Genomic DNA, 19,662 nt, shown 5'->3' with positions numbered 1-19,662 from the left:
CTATTGCTGAACCTGCAAGGAAACGCAAAGCTCTTCCGAGGCGCCGCCCTGGCGCAGCCCGTGCACCGGGGCCGCCTCGGAATAGTCGCGACCGACGGCCACACGTACGTAGCGATCATCGGGGCAGATGGCGTTGGAGACGTCGAAACCGACCCATCCCAGCCCCTCCAGCCAGACCTCGGCCCAGCCGTGGGCGGCCTCCTGGTCGATCCGGTCCGACAGCAGCAGGTAGCCCGAGACGTAGCGCGCCGGCAGGCCCAAGTGGCGGGCGGCGGAAATCAGGATTTGCGCGTGGTCCTGGCAGACCCCCTGCCCCGCACTGGCGGCCTCCTCGGCGGAGGTGGCAACATGGGTGGTGCCCTTGGCATAGGACACGGCCTCGGCCACGCGATCCGACAGGTCGTGCACGCCCGACAGCGCGTTCTCCGCCAGGGTGTCCTTGGCGCCAGCGGCCAGCTTGCGGATCACCGGGCCGGCGGTGGTGGCCTTGGTCGGCTGACGGTAGAGCCAGAGCGGCGCCAGCCCGCAGCCGGGGCCGACCACGCCGGTGCGGTCCTCGGTCTCGATCTCGCCCGAGCAGTGGATGCTGACGCTCTGGCTGCCGTCGTCCATCTGGACCATCTCGACCGCGTTGCGGAAGTGGTCCTCGTAGGCGACCTGCAGGGTGGCGCCCTCGTAGCGCGTCGACCACGATAGCACGTTCTGCCCCGCGACCCCGCCGCGCGGTGTCAGGCGCAGCTGCAACAGGGCGTAGTCGACCGGACGGTCGTAGGCGTAGGTGGTGGTGTGGGAAATCTTCAGCCGCATGATGTCACCCGTAGAACCTGAAATCTTCCTGGATCTGGCTGCCCAGTCGCCCGGTCTCGCTGATCGCCACCTTCAGGAACTCGTGCAGCCCGTCGTCGATCACCCGGTCGATGTTGCGCCCCGACAGCCGGGCATGGGTCTGGGTCGCCATCCGCAGGCAGGGCAATTCGGGCGCATCCGGCCCGTTGAGGTAGTTCAGGTTGCCCACGATCTTGGAATAGCAGAAGGCCAGGCTGCGCGGCATCCGCCGGTCCAGGATCAGGAAGTCGGCGATCGTGTTGGGGCTGACCTCGCCCTCGTGCAGCCAGCGATAGCTGCGGAAGGCAGAGACGGAGCGCAGGATCGTCTCCCACTGGATGTTGTCCATGCGAGAGCCCACATGCGCCGCCGAGGGCAGCAGGACGTAGTATTTCACATCGAGGATCCGCGCCGTGTTGTCGGCCCGCTCGATGAAAGTGCCCAGGCGGCAGAAATCGAAGATGTCATTGCGCAGCATCGTGCCGTGCAGCGCGCCGCGCACCAGGCTGGAATGCTGGCGGATCGTGGTCAGGATCTCCGCCAGGTTCTTCACCGAAACAGGTCGTTTCAGCTCTTCCTTGAGGATCATCCAGGCCTCGTTCACGGCCTCCCAGACCTCGGTCGACAGCGCCGTGCGCACCATCCGCCCGTTGGATCGCGCCGCCTCGATGCAGGACATCACCGACGAGGGGTTGTCGCGGTCGCGCAACAGGAAGTTGGTCACGCTGGCCTGGTCGAAGTCCTCGTATTTCTCCAGGAACTCCTCCCGCGCGCCGGCGGTGGTGACGATGCTTTCCCATTCGCTTTCGGCATTGTCCTGCACGGTCAGCGCCATGCGAAAGCCGGTTTCCAGAAGACGCGCGGTGTTTTCGCTGCGTTCGAGATAGCGGAACATCCAGAAGAGTCCGCCTGCGGTCCGTCCCAGCATTGTCGTCAGTCCCCCAGAACCCAGGTATCTTTGGTGCCGCCGCCCTGGCTGGAATTCACCACCAGCGAGCCTTCCTTCAGCGCCACGCGGGTCAGCCCACCGGGCGTGATATGCACCCGTCCGGGCGCCACCAGCACATAGGGCCGCAGGTCCACGTGGCGCGGCGCCAGCCCCTTCTTGGTCATGATCGGCACGGTCGACAGCGCCAGCGTCGGCTGGGCCACGTAGTTGTCGGGCTTGGCGCGCAGCTTGGCGCCGAACTCCGCCAGTTCCTTCTTCGAGGCCGCGGGTCCGACCAGCATGCCGTAGCCGCCGGAGCCATGCACCTCCTTCACCACCAGCTCATTCAGGTTATCCAGCACGTACTGCAGGCTGTCGGGTTCCGAGCAGCGCCAGGTCGGCACGTTCTTCAGGATGGCCTTCTCTCCGGTGTAGAATTCGACGATGTCGGGCATGTAGGAATACAGCGCCTTGTCGTCGGCGATCCCGGTGCCGGGGGCGTTGGCGATGGTGATGTTGCCGGCGCGGTAGACATCCATGATGCCCGGCACGCCCAGCATGCTGTCGGGGTTGAACGACAGCGGATCGAGGAAATCGTCGTCGACACGGCGATAGATCACGTCGATCGGCTTGTAGCCCATGGTCGTGCGCATCTGCACCTTGCCGTCCACGACCCGCAGATCGCCCGCCTCGACCAGTTCGGCGCCCATCTGGTCCGCCAGGAAGCTGTGCTCGAAGTAGGCCGAATTGTGGATGCCGGGCGTCAGCACCGCCACCCGCGGCTTCGCGCGGTCGAAGTTGGGCGGCGCGCATTCCGACAGCGACCGGCGCAGCTCGGCCGGATAGCCGGAGACGGGCCGCACCTTCATCTTGGTGAAGAGCTCGGGGAACATCTGCAGCATCGTTTCCCGGTTCTCCAGCATGTAGGAGACGCCCGAGGGCGTGCGGGCGTTGTCTTCCAGCACGTAGAATTCGTTCTCGCCGGTGCGCACCAGGTCGGTGCCGACGATATGGGTATAGACCCCACCCGGGGGCGTCATGCCCACCATCTGCGGCAGGAAGGCGTCATTGCGGGAGATGATATGCTCCGGCAGGCGTCCGGACTTGATGATCTCCTGCCGGTGATAGATGTCGGCCAGGAAGGCGTTCAGCGCCCGCACCCGCTGTTCGATGCCCTTCTCCAGCAGGCGCCATTCGCGGGCGGCGATGATCCGGGGCACGATGTCGAAGGGGATCAGGCGTTCCTGCGCCTCCTTCTGGCCATAGACATTGAAGGTGATCCCGATGCGTCGAAAGAACGTCTCGGCCTCGTTGGATTTCTTCAGCAGGACCTTGGGGTCCTCGCCGGAAAACCACTTGGCGTATTCGGAATAGGGGACCCGCGCATCGCCGGCGCCGGTCAGCATCTCGTCAAAGAACCGATTGTCGGTCATGGTCTCCCTCAGCCCTTGCTGTCCCTGTCACGGCACCCAGATGCGGCAGGCGGGCCAGCCAACCGTCACTCTCACCCGACCCCGGCGCCACGGTTCTAGCCGCGGCGTCCGGACCCCGATCCTCGCAGAGCCCCGGAGGCGAAGCGAGGGGCGGATCACCGCATGTCGTCTGCGGGTCGGTGAAAATCCGGGCCTGTGCCCAATTCTCGGGCGCTCGTCCCCCGGCCCGGTTGGCTCCGGTCCTGTGGGTCTGTCGCGCCTCATCACTCCCACCAGCCATGCGGTTGATCCAAGGAGGCGCGTTTTGGCATCAAAGGTCAAGGGTTTGGGCAAGCGCGCCGGGGCGCGAGGCCGCCGGACGCCACGGCAAGGTCCTGACAGAGCATCCGAAACGCGCCGTGTCCCGCCCGCCTGATGGGGTATCCGGCGCAGCACTGCAGCGCGGCACCGGCCAGCCTGACCGCACGCCTCCAGAGGAACCGCCGCCCATGACAATGCCCGCCCTGCCCCACCAGCCGCTTGCGCCCTGTCCCGGGCCATGCCTGCCCTGAGGCACGCCCGCCTTTTCCGCCCCCGGCTCCGCGCGCGGCCTCCTACACCACCACCCGGGACACTACCTGCTTCACCGACGAGGGCTACCGCGCGGCCGTCACCGGAACGGCGCCCGAATGGGTGGTGATCTGCGGCGTGTGGACCGAGGCCTGCGTCGCCGCCAGCTGCCGCGATGCGGTGGCGGCCGGATACCGGGTGCTGCTGGTCAAGGATGCCTGCGGGTCGGACAGCCGCCACATGCACGAGACCGGCTTCATCACCCTGGCAAACCGGCTCTATGGCGGGGCGGGCTGCGACACCGCCTGCCGCCTGAAGTCGGGGGAAACGGCCCCGGCCTGGCGATTGCAGGGCGCCGCGCCGCTGCGCTTTGACGGGCTCCAGGTGCAGCACCCGGGCCGGAAAAGCTTTGCGCGATCAGCGACTGTCCGCCTATCCTGCCCTCGCACCGGACCGACATGCCCGGTGAGCGACGGATATTGACGCAGCGACGCCGGGGGATTTCAGGCAATGGATTGGGCAAGGCGGCTGCTGCCGCAGATCATGCTGGTGCTGATCGTCGGCGCCGTGCTTCTGGCGGTGAACCCCACCGGCGACCTGGACGCCATCGGGGCGGTCTATGCCGGGCTGGTGACCTACGCCGCCATGGCGCTGAACATCCTGCTGGGCGCCCGGGTGCGGCCCATCGAACGGGCCTTCGGCGGGATGGACAAGATGTTCCTACAACACCGGCAGTTCGGCTACCTGGCGCTGATCGCCGCCGCGCTGCACTGGATCGGCCCGCCGGACTTCTCCGGGCGCCTCTACCCCTGCGACGACAGCTGCAAGGCGGCGATCGAGGGGGGTGAGCTGGCCTTCAACTGGCTGATCGTGCTGGGTCTGGTCAGCGCCCTGCGCCGGGTGAAGATCCGCGGCCACGGCCTGCCCTATCACTGGTGGAAGCGGACGCACTACCTGATGCTGCTGCCCTTCGGCGCGGCCACCTTCCACCTGGCCTTCAACATGAAGATGCCGGTGACCTACCAAACCCTGGCCGAAGGTTTTGCCGCGCTCGGCGCGATCTGTGCGCTGCTGTGGATCGTCAGCTTCGCCTGGCGGATGATCTGCGCGCGCAAGTACGAGGTGGTCGAGGTCACACGCCTGGGCGACGTGACTGGCATCCGTGCCCGCCCCCTGGGACGACCGCTCAAACACCGCGCCGGGCAATTCGCCTATATCCGCGCCAACCGCGCCGGCCTGCGCGAGGCGCATCCCTTCTCCATTTCCGGCGGCGAAGGCCGTGACGGAGAGCTGCAGTTCAACATCAAGGCTCTGGGCGATTTCACCGGGCGGCTGCCCGACCTGCAACCGGGCGACCGGCTGACCGTCGAAGGGCCCTATGGCCACTTCCGCTACCCCGCCCGCGACGGGCGCCAGCTGTGGATCGCCGCCGGGATCGGGGTGACGCCCTTCCTCAGCTTCGTCCGCTCCCTGCCCGAGGATCTGAAGGGCGAGGTGGAGATGGTCTATCTGGTCCGCACCCGGGACGAGGCCCTGGCCCTGGATGAGCTGGAGGCGGCAGCGGCGCGGGTGCCCAACTTCTCCTTCACCCTGCATCCCTCGAAGGAGAAGGGCCGCTGGCAAGCCCCCGAAGAAACGCCTGCGGACCTGCGCGCCGTCCTCTTCTGCGGCCCGCCAATGGTGCGCGACGCCCTGCGCAAACGCTTCGGCCGCAAACTGCATTTCGAGTATTTCGAGTTCTGATCCCCCGCCCGGCGACACCGGAGGGACGCCCCGTCCCCGCATCGAGCGGGGCCGTGGCGTGGGGCACCCTAGCGCAACGGTGCGATCCCCAGGTAGGCCATCAGCACATCGACCATCCGCCGCTGCGCCTCGCCCGCACCGAACTGCGCCTCGATATTGTAGTAGTCCCCCAGCCCGTTCATCCGGGTGAAGAAGGAGAAGGAGCAATCGTTCCGCTCCGGCCGGACGTGTTCGTAGATCACGTTGACCCCTTGGGCATGGAAGGCCGCCGTCGCCTTGCGCGAGGCTGGGCTCTGCGCAAAGGGGCGCGTGTCGGCCAGCAGGATCGCGTTGTCCTCGTCCGACAGGGCGCCCTGCGGCATGGGCGTCATCATTCCCGTCATCGAGGCTGAGCTGCGCCGGGCCGAGATATGCCCGCGCCCGCCCGCGCCGGAATAGCCCTCGTCGTTGTTGTGCAGCGTCAGAACCGGGTAACGGTCGGAGAAGAAGCTGGTGATCGCGCGTGTGAAGCCAGGTGTGGGCTTGGCCGAGATGTCCCGACAGGTTGCCGCCCTGGAGGCGGAGAGGGAGAAGTTGCGGTTCGGGTCCTGCCCCTGGAAGGTGCGGCTTTCGCCGGCTTCCACCGCGACCAGCGCGCCACCGTAGCGTCGCACGGCGTAAAGCGCGCTGTCGAAGGCCGCGTTTTCATTGTCATGAAGTACCGCCCAGACCGGCCCGCGCCGGGCCGAGAGGTTGCGCACCACGGTCAGCTGCCAGGTGCGGCCATGTTCGGTGAAGCCCGCGCGGGACAGGCAGAGGCCGGCATCGGCCTGGAAACTGGCCAGGTTGCGGCGCACGTCCGGATCCGGAAAGCCCGCCGCCGGCAGGCAGGGCGCATCGGGCTTGCTGAACCAGGCGGCCGGCGTGGCGGCCAGCCCCTCGGGCCGGGCGCGGGGGCGCAGCGGCGTCACGGCGGCGACGGCTTCGGCGGGGGACACCCCCTCGGCCACGGGGTTCAGGGCGCTTTCGACGGCCAGGGCTGCGGCCACCACACCGTCACGCCCGGGCGCGGTGGTGGTCGAGAGCACGCCCATGACCGAGCGCGCCAGGCTGCGGCTTTCGGGATCGGGGGCCTCCACGGCGGCCGCGGCCAGGCTGGTGGTGGCAGAGGCCGGGGTCCCGACCAATTCGGCGGGCCGGGCCACGGGACGCAGGACGGCGGGCGTCTCCCCCGCCGAGGTCAGCGGCACGAGCGAGGCGGCGCCAGCCGCCTGCGCGCGGGCCATGTCCCAGGCAGGCACGCCTGCGGCCAGCGCCAGGGGCAGCACCATGGCGCTGGCGGTCGGGCCCAGGGCCGACAGAACGGAAAGGCGGCACGCCAGGGCCGCCGGGCCAAACCGGCGTCGCGACGAAGGGAGAGGCCGGGCCGAATCCTTGGACGGGGTCATCTGGGTCGTCTCGCTTTCTGCTGTCTGGCTGCCCTCCAAGCGCCTGGAGGGCAGTTCTTGGGCCGCGTCATCGGCGCGCCTCAATACCCGCTCAGGCGGAAATAGCCGTTGCCGCAATAGCCAGAGTACATCGCCGCATTGCCGACATGCCCCTGGATCCAGAAATCGGTGCGCGACCTAGGGCTGAGGCCGTTGCGATCCAGGGAGATATTGCCGGCAAGGTCGATCTGGCCGGTGAAGGTCCGCCCATCGGACCAGAAGGTGATCGTGCCATTGTCCACCTCGGCGGTGAAATCATAGCGTTTCTTGCATTCCACCGAGGGGCTGCGGCGCCCGTTGTCGGTATAGCCGCGCTGGCCGGCATAGCTGCCGTTGCGCCCGTCCCAGGGGTCGGAGGACTGGCGGAACTGGTCGAGGCTGCCCCCGCCGCTGGCCGGGCGGGCAATGGCCGCCAGATCCATCTGCAGGGTCTCGCGGTGTTCCTCGACCTCCGGTCGGCGGTGGTCGTCACGGCCTGCGCGGGTCAGCCAGCTGTCGGTGCAGTCCACCCCCTTCTCCAGCTTGCTTTCCTCGCTGAGGGACTGCTCCGCCTGTTGCAGGCAGGAGATCAGCTCGGACCAGAGGCTTTCGGCGTCCACCGCGCCACCGCCGCCCGCGCCGACCCGCTCCAGCGCCGCCTGGGCGCGCATGTTGCCGCGTTCCTGCGCGCGGGTGTACCAGATCCGCGCCTGTTCCAGGTTCTGCCCGCCATGCACGCCGGTCTCCCAGGCCTCGCCGATCTGGTAGGCCAGGTTGCCGTCCTGGAAGCGGAAGAACAGGATCTCGTAGACGTCCGAGGGTGAGAGCTTGCCCGCCTGCCCTTCTGGGAACTGGCGCAGGTGGGCCATGACCTGGCGCGCCTCGCTGGCGCGGTTGATCAGCAGGGCATAGGCATCCATCGCCGCCGCCGGATTGCCCATCTCGTTCTGCAGCTCGATCACCCGGAACAGCGCCCGGCGCTGGTCCTCGGAGGAGATGGTGGAGGAGTTGGCGGCCCGTTCGTACCAGAAAAGCGCCTCGTTCAGGTCGCGCTGCGGCAGCGGGATCTCGGGCGAAGACAACACGTCGCCCAGCTTCAGCGCCGCGCGGGGCACGGTGCCGGCGGCAAACTTCAACGCGTCCAGCCCGCGCGCCTGTTCCCCCTGCTCCAGCAGGATCAGGGCCCGGCTGAAGGCAATCGCCCGACCGTCCACCGTATCGGCGGTGGCGGCAATGGCGCAGCTCTGGTCGGCCTCGGCCAGGGTGGCGGCGTCGACGGTGGAGAAGACGGAGCCGAGCCGCGCGGCGGTGGTTTCACAGCGCACGACATGGGCGTTGATCTCCTCCCGGGTCATCTGGCGGCAGGCCTCTGCCTCGGCGGCGCGGGCGGCCTCGGTATGGGCGCTGCCCTCGTGGAAGGTCAGATAGGCGCGGTAGGCGGCGCAGGTGTTCTCGGCCTTGGTCTCCTCCCAGGCCAGCGTGGCGATGCGGGCGTTGATCTGCTCGCGTAGGTCATCGCACTGGATGTAACGGTCGCGCTCGGCCCGGGCCTGTTCGATGGTGGCAATGGCGTCGATCGCGCCGCGAATGGGCGCCGAGGTGCAGACCGCATCCAGCGCCCCCGGGGCGATCGGCGCGGGCACGCCGCCCGGCCCGGTGCAGCCCGGGGCGCCGTTGATATTGGCCACTGCCAGGCAGAACTCGTTGCGTTCAGAGCGCGAGTAATCGAGGCCATTTTCCATCACCGGGTTCTGTGAATGGGACCCGCCGGGCTTGTTGCGGGCCATGCGGGCGACGCTGGATTGCAGCTCTCGGTGCAGGTCCGACAGGCGGATGGTGGGGTTGCGCGACAGCTGGGTGACCAGAACGCGGGTATAGACCGACAGGCGCACGTCATCGTCCGTCGACAGGGCCGCCAGCGAGGTCTCGCCGTTGCGGGCGGAATAGAAGATCGCGGTGCCCTCGACCTTGGCCGGCACGAACCCCTGTTCCTGGCCCACGGCCTTGGTGGGATCGGCGGAGGCCAGCGGCGAGTTGCGACAGGCATCGTAGAAGACCACCACGCCCTTCGGCCCCGCGGCCTTCACCACCCCCAGGATGTCGCGATTGAAGTTCACCGCGCGGCGCTTGAAGAAGGCCTCGCGCGTGGCCCGTTCGGCGCCCGGCGCGCTGGCGGTCATGTTGACCGGCACGATGTAGTTCGACGGATCGCCCTCGAAGGTGATCCCGTGGCCCGAGTAGTAGATGACGACGGTGCTATCGGCATCCAGCTTCTCGGCGAAGAAATAGACCTGGTCCTCGATCTCCTGCTTGGTGCCGTCGCCGACCAGCATGATGTTCTCTTCGGGATAGCCCATGTCGATGAACAGCTTCTGCATCGCCTTTGCGTCCAGCTCGGTCACCGCCAGGTCGCTGATCGCATCGTCGTCGTAGGTCGAGTTGTAGACGATCAGGGCGTAATTGTCGACGCTGGCCTCGCGGGTGACGGGGCCGGTGACGCGCACCTCCGAGAAGTTCTTGAAGGCCACATCCTGGGCCTGGGCGGGCGCGGCGAAGGGGGCCAGCAGCAGCGCCGCAAGGGCAAGGACAGGCCGCATCAGAAGGCGGCGGGCGGCGGGCAGCGGGGTCATCCGTCTCTCTCCATGGTCTTCGGACCACCGGGGCAGAACCGGCGGCAGGTCGTCTGGGCGCAAATGGCACGAGCGTCGCCGGTGCCACCGGCAGCGCCGCAAAGGCTTGTTTTCGTCCCGTGCCGCCTCACGGCAGGCAGGATCCGTTGGCATCCAGCGCCGAGCGGTCCTCGGCGATGGTGAACCGCAGCACCGAGGTGATCGGCACCTGGGACGCCGCCAGCGGATCGCGCTGGCCCTCCCGGGCCGGCGCCAGGGTCTGTTCGGTCACGGTGCTGACCACCTCGGAGAAGTTCTTGGTCTGGGTCGGCGCCCTGCGCTGGTAGTCCTCCAGCGTCTTCATCAGGTCGGTGCCCAGCTGGTCATAGCTGGTCAGGCCCGGGTAGCAGTTCACCGCGATATCGACGCCGGTGGACGGCGTATGCGATTGCAGTTCGCGTCCCGGCTGGGGCACCTGGCGCACCTCGCCCGGTTGCAGCACCGGGTTGCCGATGGCCGCCGGGCTGAGGCGGAAGAAGCTGCCGACGGAGGTGTCGGGATAGATCACGTCCAGCAGGCAGGCCTGGTCGGTCTGCACGGTGAAGCTGACGCCCTCGCAGACCTTAAGGTGCGGGTTGGCCACGTTGATGGTCAGGCCAGGGCGGCCCGCCTTCACCGCGCCGGGGGCGCTGGTGACGGTCTGGCGATCCTGCGCGACGGGTTTCGGCGCGGGCGCGGGCACATGGGCGGCGGCCTGCACCGGCTGGGCCGGGGCGGTGCCAGTCTCAGCGCCAGCGCCGGCATGTCCCGGCACATAGGCGGCCAGATGCTGCTGGATCTCCTGCGCGTCGACGCCCGGATGCCCACGCGGCGAAGTCAGGTAGAGGCCCGCCGCCACCTGTTGCCAGGCCAGTTCGACATCCAGCCGTTCCACCTCGCCCCGGGTGTCGATCTCCGCCAGCCAGCCGGAGACGCGGGCGAAGGCCTCGCTGTGGCGCGGCAGGGACAGGATCTGTTGCTGGAACGCCTCCCAGGTCAGGCCGAACTGCGCCGCCAGCAGGTCGCGGTCGAGGTTCTCGGCATAGACGCTGGCGGTGTGGGTGACGGGTTCGGGGTGGAACCGGCCCGGCCCTTCCATGATCGTCATGTCGGCGCCGGCGCGCGACAGGGCCGTCAGGTAGCGGTCGGTATCCTCGGCATAGGCCGCCTCCAGCACGTCGTCCTCGGGATGCAGCCGCTGCACCGCCATCAGGGTCAGCGCATCGGCCCCGGTCGCCTCCACCGCCTCGCGCAGGTTGTCATAGGCCTCGATCGGGCCGCGCGTATGGCAGACCATGCAGGCCTTGCCATTAGAAATGGTGGTGCCGTAGATCGGGCTGGGATCTTTCAGGAAGACCACCGCCGTCGGCCCCTTGTCCAGATAGCCCCCTGCCGGGTCGGTCAGGTAGTAGCCCTGCATCCCGTTGGGCAGCGAGAAGATCATCTCGCCCCCGTCTTCCTCGAAATGCGGCGAGTTGGGGAAGGCCGCCGCCGGCCCCAGGGGCGTTTCCTTCAGCCGCCGCGACGGGTCGACACCGCGGTCGAAATCGTAGGAGGTCCAGTAGTAGCCGCCCGCGGGCTGTTCCAGCCGCTCGATCAGGCGGTTGTTCTGGCTGACCGCCGAGGCCCCTTCGAGGAAGCCCGCCCGCATCACGTCGAAATTGCGGATGTCGGCGATGCGGTCGACGCGCAGGCGCGTGGCCTCCAGCGTGGCGACATCATCGGGCAGACCCAGCATGAACTTGTAGGTGAAGGGCAGACCGGCGTTCGACACGAACCAGTCGCCGCGCATCACCGGCACCTGCGTCCCGGTGACCGAGGCCAGCATCTTCAGGTTGGGGTCGGCGTTCAGGCCCTGCGGGTCCATGCCGTAGGGATAGGGACGCGCCGTCTCGATCCCGGGGATCTGGCCGGAGACCAGCACTTCCCACTGGAAGGGCGTCCAACCGAAATCGCGGATGTCGATGACGAAGATCGAGGCCCCTTCGGCGATCGGTTCGACCCGGGTGATGCGCGGCTCCCACGACAGGGAGTTCACCATCTTGTTCAGCGCCGCCACGTAGCCCGACAGGTGCTGCATGCGGAAGTCGTCCATCGACTGGCACGGCAGCTGGCCGTTTTCCAGATGGCCGAAGGAGAAGTAGCGCAGGAAGGGACGGTCCAGCTGATCCTGGGCGGTCAGGTGGCCCTGGACGGCGGCAAACTCGGCGGCAAAGCCCTCATGCATCCGGCTGGGGTCACGCGGCGGCGGCTTCACCTCGGCCGTCAGCAGCTCCTTGTTGACCGCCAGGCTTTCGATCCAGTCGGCGATCAGCGCGCGGTCGGCATCGCTCGCCGCCTGGCTCGTGGGCATGCGGTTCAGCGACTTGTAGAGGGCCGAGGCGCCCGGGTCGCCCGGCACCACCAACGAACTGTCGGCGGCGGTCTTGGCGGCCGAGACCAACGTGGCCTGGGCCGCCGCCGATCCCCCCCGCGCGTGGCAGGCCTTGCAGTCGGAATTGAAATAGGCATCGACCCGCGCCGTCAGGTCCGGCGAGGCGGTCTGCACCAGCGGCGTGGGCGCCGCGCATTCCATCTCGATCACGGGTTTCGGCAGCTCCGGCATGTCCGCGAGGTACTGGAAGATCGCCTGCCGGTGCTCTTCCGGTGCCTGGCCAAGCTGCCCCGCGACCCGCGCCATCGACCCCTTGACCGGCGTCGTCAGGTCCAGCCCCATGCCATCGCCCAGCACATGGGCCACGAAATCTTCCGGCGCCAGGCCGGAGACGGCCCCCTTCGTGATGTCGCCCGCGACTTCGCCCAGCACGGAAATCCCGCCGGTCAGCGCCTGGTCTTCCTGAAGGATGAAGGCCGAGTTGCGCGGCGTGTGGCAACTGCCGCAGGCGGCGACGTTTTCCACAATGTATTGCCCCCAGGCGACCGGATCGGCCTGGCTGTCGCCCGCGCCGTCGTAGCTCGCGGGTTCAAAGGAATAGCGCCAGGGGTTCGACCGTTTCAGCCGGTAGCGCAGGGTCAGCTCGTGATCCTCGCTGGGCCGGTCGGACCTGGGCGCCTCGGCCTTCAGGTATTCGAACAGATCCACCACATGCTCGGGCTTCATCCCCGAATAGAACTCATAGGGAAAGAGCGGCGTATACTCGCCCCCGTCCGGCGACAGGCCATAGAGCATCGCGTTGAGGAAATCGGCCCGGGACCAGTCCCCGAGGCCCGCCGCGCTGCCGGTGATATTGGGCACGGAGATCAGGCCGTAGTTCGGGCTGTCGATCTTCATCCCCCCCGCCAGAAGAGGCGCCGCCGGGTCCAGCGCCGCGGCCGGATCCTGGTGACAGGAGGCGCAGGCGCCCAACTGGAACAAACGTTCGCCCCGAACCATGTCGGGCTGATAGCTGTCGAAGGCGCCGGCCTCGAAGGGCTCGGCCAGGGCACCACCCGGCAGGGCGGCTCCGAGACAGGCGATGACCCAGAAGGGCCGGGCTGAAGAACTTGCTTTTGGCATAATCGCACCGGTCAGAATCTGTACTCCGAGGTAGGATAGGCGAAAAAGCGCCGTCCCGGAGATAACTTTTCCCGGCCTGACGGCTTTTGTCACCTGCGTCAGCCCGGTTTTCGGGCCGCAAGTCCGGTATTCCCGCCCTGCGCGGCCCGCTTCGCACCCGATGTGGCACCCGCGCTACGGCGAAGCGAACACTCTGGGTTGCGTGGTCAGGACCGCTCTCGCCACCACCGCGATTTTCCGCTTTCACCGCACCTTCCAGCCCCTCTGAAGCTGGCCATTTACCCTCAATCAAACTAGCTTGCTCCCTGATGCTCTCTCTGCGCCGTCCCGCCGTTCAATCCTGCGCGGGACAGGGATCTGCCCCCGGCGCGGTCGGGCGTCGCCGATGACGACCACCGGCCTCGTGCCGACAGGAAAGGCCCCGCGCCCGATGACGCCTCGCTGCCCCGCTGCCCCCGCACCTGCCTCGTCCCGCCGCCAACGGTCCGGCCGCCGCAGCGCCCTGCGCGCCGCGCTCTGGGCCACGACATTAGGGGCCGCCACCCTGACGCTGCCCCTGCCCGGCCCGCTGTCGGCGGCCGATGTCTCTGTCAGCGTTGCAGGCGACGAGGATCTGGAGGGCCGGATGCGCGCGGCCTCTCTTGCGGTCTCGGCCGAGGACGAAGGCACCACCGACGCGCAGGAACTGATCGCAGCGGCTCAGGCCGACTACCGCCGGCTGCTGGCCGCTCTTTACGAGGATGGCTATTTTTCCGGCGCGATCTCTATCCGCATCGACGGGCGCGAAGCCTCCTCGATGTCGGTGCTGGACCGCGACGCCCAGGTGAACCGGATCGACATTTCCGTGACGCCCGGGCCGCGTTTCAGCTTCGGCGCCACATCCGTCGCGCCCCTGCCCGAGGGCGTCAGCCCGCCCGAGGGCTTCGCCACCGGCGACCCGGCCGGCACCGTCGTCATGCGCCAGGCCGCCCAAGCGGGCCGCACGGCCTGGGCCGAGCGTGGCCACGCCAAGGCCCAGATCACCGAGCAACGCATCACCGCCGATCACGCCGACCGCCGCGTCGACGCGGCCTTCACCATCGCCCCGGGTCCCCGGCTGACCTTCGGCCCGACCCTGCTGTCGGAAACCGCACGGATGAGCGCGGTCCGCCCCGAGCGCATCCGCGCCATCGCGGGCCTCCCCGAGGGAGAGGTCTATGCGCCCTCCGAGATCGACCGCGCCGAGTCCCGCCTGCGCACCGCCGGCGCCTTCGCCAGCGCCGTGGTGACGGAGGCCGAGGAGATCGGGCCCAACAACACCCTGCCGATGACGCTGGAGGTGGAGGACGCCAAGCCCCGCCGCCTGGGCGCCGGCATCGAATACGCCACTACCGACGGGCTGACCCTGTCGGGCTACTGGCTGCACCGCAATATCTCCGGCGCCGCCGACCGGCTGCGCTTCGACGCAGAGGTGGCAGGCATCGGCGGTGAGACCGGCGGCATCGACTATGCCCTGGGCGCCACCTACACCTACCCCGCCTTCCTCAGCCCGGACCGCAGCCTGATCTTCGGCCTCGACCTGGCGCGCGAGGATGAGCCGAACTACATCTCGACCTTCGCCGAGGCCTCGGTGGGCGTCGACCGCTACCTGACCGAGACCTTGTCGGCCAACTACGAGCTGGGCTTCCGCATCTCGGAAACCGAGGATGCCAACGGCACCCGCGACTTCACCCACCTGCTGCTGACCGGCGGGCTGACCTGGGACAACCGCGACAACAGCACCAACCCCACCGACGGCGCCTATGCCGAGGTGACGGCGATGCCCTTCCTCGGGGTGTCGGATACCGAAAGCGGCGTACTGGGCACCGCCGACCTGCGCGGCTACCGCGGCTTTGCCGAGGGACGCTTCGTGCTGGCGGCACGGCTTCAGATGGGCGTGGTCGCCGGCCCGGAGATCGAGGAGGTGCCCGCAGACTGGCTGTTCTGGTCGGGCGGCGGCGACACGGTGCGCGGCCAGGGCTATCAGTCGCTGGGCGTCGGGTCAGGCAACACCGCCACCGGCGGGCGCGGCTTCGCCGCCGTCTCGACCGAGCTACGCACGCGGATCGGCGAAAGCTGGGGCGCGGCGGCCTTCGTCGATTACGGATATGTCTCCGCCGATCCCGATTTCGCGGGCGGCGAATGGCAGGGCGGCGCCGGTGTCGGCGTGCGCTACTTCACCTCCATCGGGCCGATCCGCGCCGATCTCGCCGTGCCGGTCACCGGCTCGGTGGATTCGGTTTCGGTCTATGTCGGAATTGGACAGAGCTTCTGATGCGTTTTTCCCGCTCCCTTGCGCTGGCCACCTGCGCCGCCCTCGCCCTGACGCCCGCCGCGGCTCAGCAGACCCCTTCGGCCGATGACGACGGCGAGGGTTTCCTGACCCGCACCCTGCAGAACGCGCTGTCCTCGGACGGCATGACGGTGGACATCACCGGCTTCGAGGGCGCGCTGTCGTCGCAGGCCACGATGCAGCGCCTGACCATCGCGGATGAGGACGGCATCTGGCTGGACCTGGAAGGCGCCACGCTGGACTGGAACCGCTCCGCGCTGCTGCGCGGACGGCTGGACGTGAACACCCTGTCGGCGGACAGCATCACCCTGACCCGCCTGCCCGAAAGCGAGCCTACCCCCCCCTCGCCCGAGGCCTCGGGCTTTGCCATTCCCGACCTGCCGGTCGCCATCGACATCGGCGAGCTGTCGATCGGCCGTTTCGACATGCGAGAGGCCGTGGTGGGCCAGGCCGCGGAACTGTCGCTGAACGGCTCGGCCAGCCTAGCCGGCGGCGCGCTGGCCACGGACCTGGCGATCAACCGCCTCGACCGGCCCGGCCAGATCGCCATCTCCGCCGACTACGCCCCCGAGGACGAACGCCTGGCGGTGGACATCAGCGCCTCCGAACCCCAGGGCGGGCTGGTGGCCTCCCTCATGGGGCTGCCGGGCACCCCCTCGGTCGAACTGACCGTTGCCGGCGCCGGCCCTCTGGACGACTACGACGCGAACCTGCTGCTGCTGACCGATGGCGAGGAACGGCTGACCGGCCAGGTGGCCCTGCGCGGCCGCGACGATGGCGGGCGCGAATTCACCGCCGATCTGGGCGGCGACCTGACCGCCCTGCTGGCGCCCGACTACCGCGAGTTCCTGGGGGCCGACATCGGCCTGACGGCCACCGGCACGGCCGCGGCTGACGGCGCGCTGGACCTGCAACTGTTCCGCCTTCGCTCGGCCTCGGTGAACCTCGAAGGGCGACTGGCGCTGGACGCCGAGGGCAGCCCGCAGAGCTTCGACCTGCGGGGCCTGATGGCCGCGCCCGACGGCTCCGACCGGCTGGATCTGCCCATGGGCGACGGCCTCTCGTTGGCCTCGGGCGAACTGACCGCCACCTTCGACCGGGACAATTCCAACCAGATGGAGGCGCGGTTGGATGCCAGTGCCGCACGCGCCACCGGCTTCTCCGCCGACACCCTGTCGCTGAGCCTTTCGGGCCCGCTGCGCCAGGGTCGCGCCAGCGACCTGGCCCTGGCGCTAGAGGCCTCGGGCCTCTCCGCCGAGGATCCCGCCGTGGCCGAGGCCCTGGGCAACCGCATCACCGGCGCCGCCGACATCACCTTTGGCGAAGGCCCGGTCAGCATCGAGAACCTGGTGGTCGAAGGCCCCGCCCTGCGTCTGACCGGCGCGGCGCGCTATGACGGCACCACCGAGGCGGGCGAACAGGCCGGGCTGACCGTCGAGGCTGGTGCCGAGGTCGCGGATCTGGCGGCCTTCGCCTCCCTCACCGGGTTGGAGCTGGCTGGCCAGGCCGATCTGTCGGTCACCGCCGACATTCAGCTGCCCGCCGGCACCGGGCGCATCACCGCCGAGGGCACGGGCGAGAACCTGGCCACCGGCATCCCCCAGGCCGACGCCCTGCTGGCTTCCCCTGCGACGCTGGCGCTGGACCTGACCCGCGATGAGACCGGCATCACCCTGTCGGAACTGACCATCGGCACCGACGAGATGTCCCTGACCGGCGAGGGCCGACTGGCCTCCGACGATGGCCAGATCACCTATGAGCTGTCGCTGACGGATGCCAACCTGCTGACGGGCGCTGCGGGCGATCCCGCGCCCTTCGCCGTTGCGGGCGCCATTACCCAGACGCCCGAAGCGATGACCCTGACCGCCCAGGGCGGCGGCGACCGCCTGGCCCTCGGGATCGAGGCGCTGGACGACCTGCTGTCCTCGGGCCTGTCGCTGGACGCGCTGGTGACCCTGCCCGGCGACGGCGCCCCGCGCATCGACCGCGCCCGGATCGAGAACGACGCCCTGCGCCTGACCGCCTCCGGGCCGCTGGCCGGCGCGGACAGCGAGATGGCGCTGGACTTCGGCGCCTGGCTGGCGAATTCCGCCACCTTCACCGGCGGCACTGCCGGCCCGCTGGAGCTGTCGGGCCGCCTGACCAGCGAGGGCGAGGCCCTGCGCGCCACGCTTTCGGGTGGCGGCGACCGCATCGGCACCGGCATCGAGGCGGTGGACGCCCTGCTGACCGGCCCGACGCGGCTGGACGCGGATGTGACCCTCGCCGGCGAAAGGATCACCGTCAGCCGCGCCGATCTGGACGCGGGCGGGCTGGACCTGACCGCCTCGGGCCTCGTTGCCGGCGCCGACACCGCGCTGGACCTGGCCCTGACGCTGCCCAACTCCGCCGCCCCCCTGGGCGCCTCCGCCGGCCCGTTGGAGCTGACGGCCAACGTCAGCGCCGACGACAGGGGCGCCTACCGGATCGACGCGCGTGGTGAGGGGCGCAACATCGGCATCGGCAACCCGCAGATCGACGCGCTTTTCGCGGGTGACACGACGCTTTCGGCCCTGTTGTCACTGGCCCCCGACGGTGTCCTGACCGTGGAGACCGCGCAGGTCGCCTCGACCGCGCTGGATGCCTCCGCCTCGGGCACCGTGGCGGGCAGCGAGATCGAGATGGATTTCTCCGCCGGCCTCGACAACGTCGCACGGCTGGCCGACGGTTTCTCCGGCCCGCTGGAAATCACCGGCAACGTGGCCCCCGGCCCCGACGGCGCGCTGCGGGTCGCGGCCCAGGCGACGGGCCCCGCCGGCTCCGACGCGACCCTGTCGGGTCTGGTGGCGCGGCCTGACGGCTCCGTCGACATCACCCTGCGCGGCTCGGCCCCGCTCGGCCTGGCCAATCCCTTCGTCGCGCCGCGCTCCGTCGCGGGGCTGGCGCGGTTCGATCTTTCGGTCGCGGGCCAGCCGGCACTTTCGTCGGTCTCCGGCCAGATCACCCTGTCGGACGGGCGCCTGATCGCCCCCAGCCTCAGCCAGGTGATCGAGGGGATCTCGGGCAGCGTGCAGCTGTCCGGCGGCCAGGCGCGGCTCGACCTGTCGGCACGCCCCGCCGAGGGTGGCCGGCTCACCGTCTCCGGCCCGCTCGCCCTCTCGGCGCCCTATACCGCGGGCCTCGACGTCGGCATCGACGGGGTGATCTTTACCCAGGCGGGCCTGCTGACGACGACGCTGAACGGAACGCTGGACGTCTCCGGCCCGCTGACCGGCAATGGCGCGATCTCCGGCCGCATCGGCCTGACGGACACCGAGGTGCGCGTGCCCTCCGGCGGTTTCGGCGGCCAGGAAGCCATCCCCGAGATGACCCATGTGGCCGAGCCTGCCGCGAGCCGCATCACGCGCGACCGGGCCGGGCTGACCGGCTCGGGCGATGGCGCCTCGGTCGTCTCCTCCGGCAGCGGCGGATCGCGGGGCCTCGGCCTCGACATCCGGGTGATCACCGACGGCTCGGTCTTCATTCGCGGCCGCGGCCTCGACGCCGAGCTGCGCGGCGACCTGACGGTCGGCGGCACCACCTCCGATCCGCGCCCCGTGGGACAGTTCGAGCTGGTGCGCGGCCGCCTGTCGATCCTCACCAAGCGCCTCGACCTGTCGGAAGGCGAGCTGCGCCTGGCGGGCGGCTTCGAGCCGATCCTGCGCTTCGTCGCCACCTCGCAATCGGGCAGCTACGTCTACCAGATCGGAATCTCCGGCACGGCGTCGGAACCGGAAATCACCTTCTCCTCCAACCCCGGCTTGCCCGAGGACGAGATCCTGTCGCGCCTCTTCTTCGACCGGCCCCTGTCGGAGCTGTCGGCGGTGCAGGCCGCCCAGCTGGCCGCCGCAGTCGCCACGCTGACCGGCCAAGGCGGTGGCGGCGTCCTGGGTCGCCTGCGCGAAAGCACCGGGCTGGACAACCTGGACGTGGCGACCGACTCCGATGGCTCGGCCTCGCTCACCGCGGGCAAGTATCTGTCGGAAAACGTCTACACGGAAACCGAGGTCACGGCAGAGGGCGAGACCTCTCTGTCGATCAACCTCGACCTGACGGACAACATCCGCGCCAAGGGCTCCGTCGATACCGACGGCGGCACCGGGCTGGGCGTCTTCTTCGAGAAGGATTACTGATCCCCTCACGCCCGGGTTCGACAACGAAACGGCGGCCCGGTCCCCCGGGCGCGCCGCTCCCCATCATGCGCCTCCCCCATCTCTCCATTTGTTGGCCAAAAATATCCCGGGGGGAATTGAGCCCGCCAGGGCT

The 19,662-nt window shown here is 69.2% G+C and carries 10 protein-coding genes; 4 read left to right on the top strand and 6 right to left on the bottom strand.

Annotation, left to right across the window (positions count from 1 at the left end):
• The 3 genes from CVM50_RS02475 to CVM50_RS02465 are packed head-to-tail and all read right to left on the bottom strand — an operon-like array spanning position 1 to position 3,186.
• Positions 1–807, bottom strand: a complete 807-nt coding sequence (locus tag CVM50_RS02475) for a transglutaminase family protein (protein WP_085886279.1) — start codon at positions 805–807, stop codon at positions 1–3.
• A gap of 4 nt (positions 808–811) precedes the next feature.
• On the bottom strand, positions 812–1,753 hold the full coding sequence (locus CVM50_RS02470; protein ID WP_085886280.1) for an alpha-E domain-containing protein: 942 nt from the start codon (positions 1,751–1,753) through the stop codon (positions 812–814).
• A 5-nt stretch (positions 1,754–1,758) separates the two neighbouring features.
• Positions 1,759–3,186: a circularly permuted type 2 ATP-grasp protein gene (locus CVM50_RS02465; protein ID WP_085886281.1), complete on the bottom strand. Its 1,428-nt coding sequence runs from the start codon at positions 3,184–3,186 to the stop codon at positions 1,759–1,761.
• A 519-nt stretch (positions 3,187–3,705) separates the two neighbouring features.
• On the opposite strand from CVM50_RS02465, the gene CVM50_RS02460 reads away from it, so the two are divergent.
• Together CVM50_RS02460 and CVM50_RS02455 are read left to right on the top strand one after the other, a co-directional pair.
• Entirely contained in the window at positions 3,706–4,218 is a 513-nt protein-coding gene (locus CVM50_RS02460; protein ID WP_085886282.1) for an isochorismatase family protein, read from the top strand.
• Between the two features lie 27 nt (positions 4,219–4,245).
• Complete coding sequence (locus tag CVM50_RS02455; RefSeq protein WP_085886283.1) at positions 4,246–5,478, top strand: ferredoxin reductase family protein; 1,233 nt, start codon at positions 4,246–4,248, stop codon at positions 5,476–5,478.
• 68 nt (positions 5,479–5,546) lie between these two features.
• On the opposite strand, the gene CVM50_RS02450 is transcribed toward CVM50_RS02455, so the two are convergent.
• The 3 genes from CVM50_RS02450 to CVM50_RS02440 all read right to left on the bottom strand — a co-directional run bounded on the left by CVM50_RS02450 (position 5,547) and on the right by CVM50_RS02440 (position 13,067).
• Positions 5,547–6,905 carry a hypothetical protein gene (locus CVM50_RS02450; RefSeq protein ID WP_143515548.1) on the bottom strand — a complete coding sequence of 453 codons (1,359 nt, stop codon included), beginning with the start codon at positions 6,903–6,905 and terminating at the stop codon, positions 5,547–5,549.
• Between the two features lie 80 nt (positions 6,906–6,985).
• Complete coding sequence (locus CVM50_RS02445) at positions 6,986–9,553, bottom strand: caspase family protein (RefSeq protein ID WP_159457044.1); 2,568 nt, start codon at positions 9,551–9,553, stop codon at positions 6,986–6,988.
• 127 nt (positions 9,554–9,680) lie between these two features.
• Positions 9,681–13,067 carry a hypothetical protein gene (locus CVM50_RS02440; protein ID WP_085886286.1) on the bottom strand — a complete coding sequence of 1,129 codons (3,387 nt, stop codon included), beginning with the start codon at positions 13,065–13,067 and terminating at the stop codon, positions 9,681–9,683.
• A 430-nt stretch (positions 13,068–13,497) separates the two neighbouring features.
• Between CVM50_RS02440 and CVM50_RS02435 the strand changes: the two genes are divergently transcribed.
• On the top strand, positions 13,498–15,360 hold the full coding sequence (locus tag CVM50_RS02435) for an autotransporter assembly complex protein TamA (RefSeq protein ID WP_085886287.1): 1,863 nt from the start codon (positions 13,498–13,500) through the stop codon (positions 15,358–15,360).
• On the top strand, positions 15,360–19,529 hold the full coding sequence (locus CVM50_RS02430; protein WP_085886288.1) for a translocation/assembly module TamB domain-containing protein: 4,170 nt from the start codon (positions 15,360–15,362) through the stop codon (positions 19,527–19,529). Before CVM50_RS02435 ends, CVM50_RS02430 begins: the two co-directional genes overlap by 1 nt.
• Positions 19,530–19,662: the final 133 nt, after the last annotated feature.

The organism is Pseudooceanicola marinus (assembly GCF_002786295.1).
Classification (GTDB): Bacteria; Pseudomonadota; Alphaproteobacteria; order Rhodobacterales; family Rhodobacteraceae; genus Pseudooceanicola; species Pseudooceanicola marinus.
This window is presented reverse-complemented; position numbering and strand designations above follow the sequence as displayed.

Coding starts and splice junctions, on each gene's coding strand:
- CVM50_RS02475 (WP_085886279.1), bottom strand. CDS start 807: ATGCGGCTGAAGATTTCCCACACCACCACCTACGCCTACGACCGTCCG.
- CVM50_RS02470 (WP_085886280.1), bottom strand. CDS start 1,753: ATGCTGGGACGGACCGCAGGCGGACTCTTCTGGATGTTCCGCTATCTC.
- CVM50_RS02465 (WP_085886281.1), bottom strand. CDS start 3,186: ATGACCGACAATCGGTTCTTTGACGAGATGCTGACCGGCGCCGGCGAT.
- CVM50_RS02455 (WP_085886283.1), top strand. CDS start 4,246: ATGGATTGGGCAAGGCGGCTGCTGCCGCAGATCATGCTGGTGCTGATC.
- CVM50_RS02450 (WP_143515548.1), bottom strand. CDS start 6,905: ATGACCCCGTCCAAGGATTCGGCCCGGCCTCTCCCTTCGTCGCGACGC.
- CVM50_RS02445 (WP_159457044.1), bottom strand. CDS start 9,553: ATGACCCCGCTGCCCGCCGCCCGCCGCCTTCTGATGCGGCCTGTCCTT.
- CVM50_RS02440 (WP_085886286.1), bottom strand. CDS start 13,067: ATGCCAAAAGCAAGTTCTTCAGCCCGGCCCTTCTGGGTCATCGCCTGT.
- CVM50_RS02435 (WP_085886287.1), top strand. CDS start 13,498: ATGACGCCTCGCTGCCCCGCTGCCCCCGCACCTGCCTCGTCCCGCCGC.
- CVM50_RS02430 (WP_085886288.1), top strand. CDS start 15,360: ATGCGTTTTTCCCGCTCCCTTGCGCTGGCCACCTGCGCCGCCCTCGCC.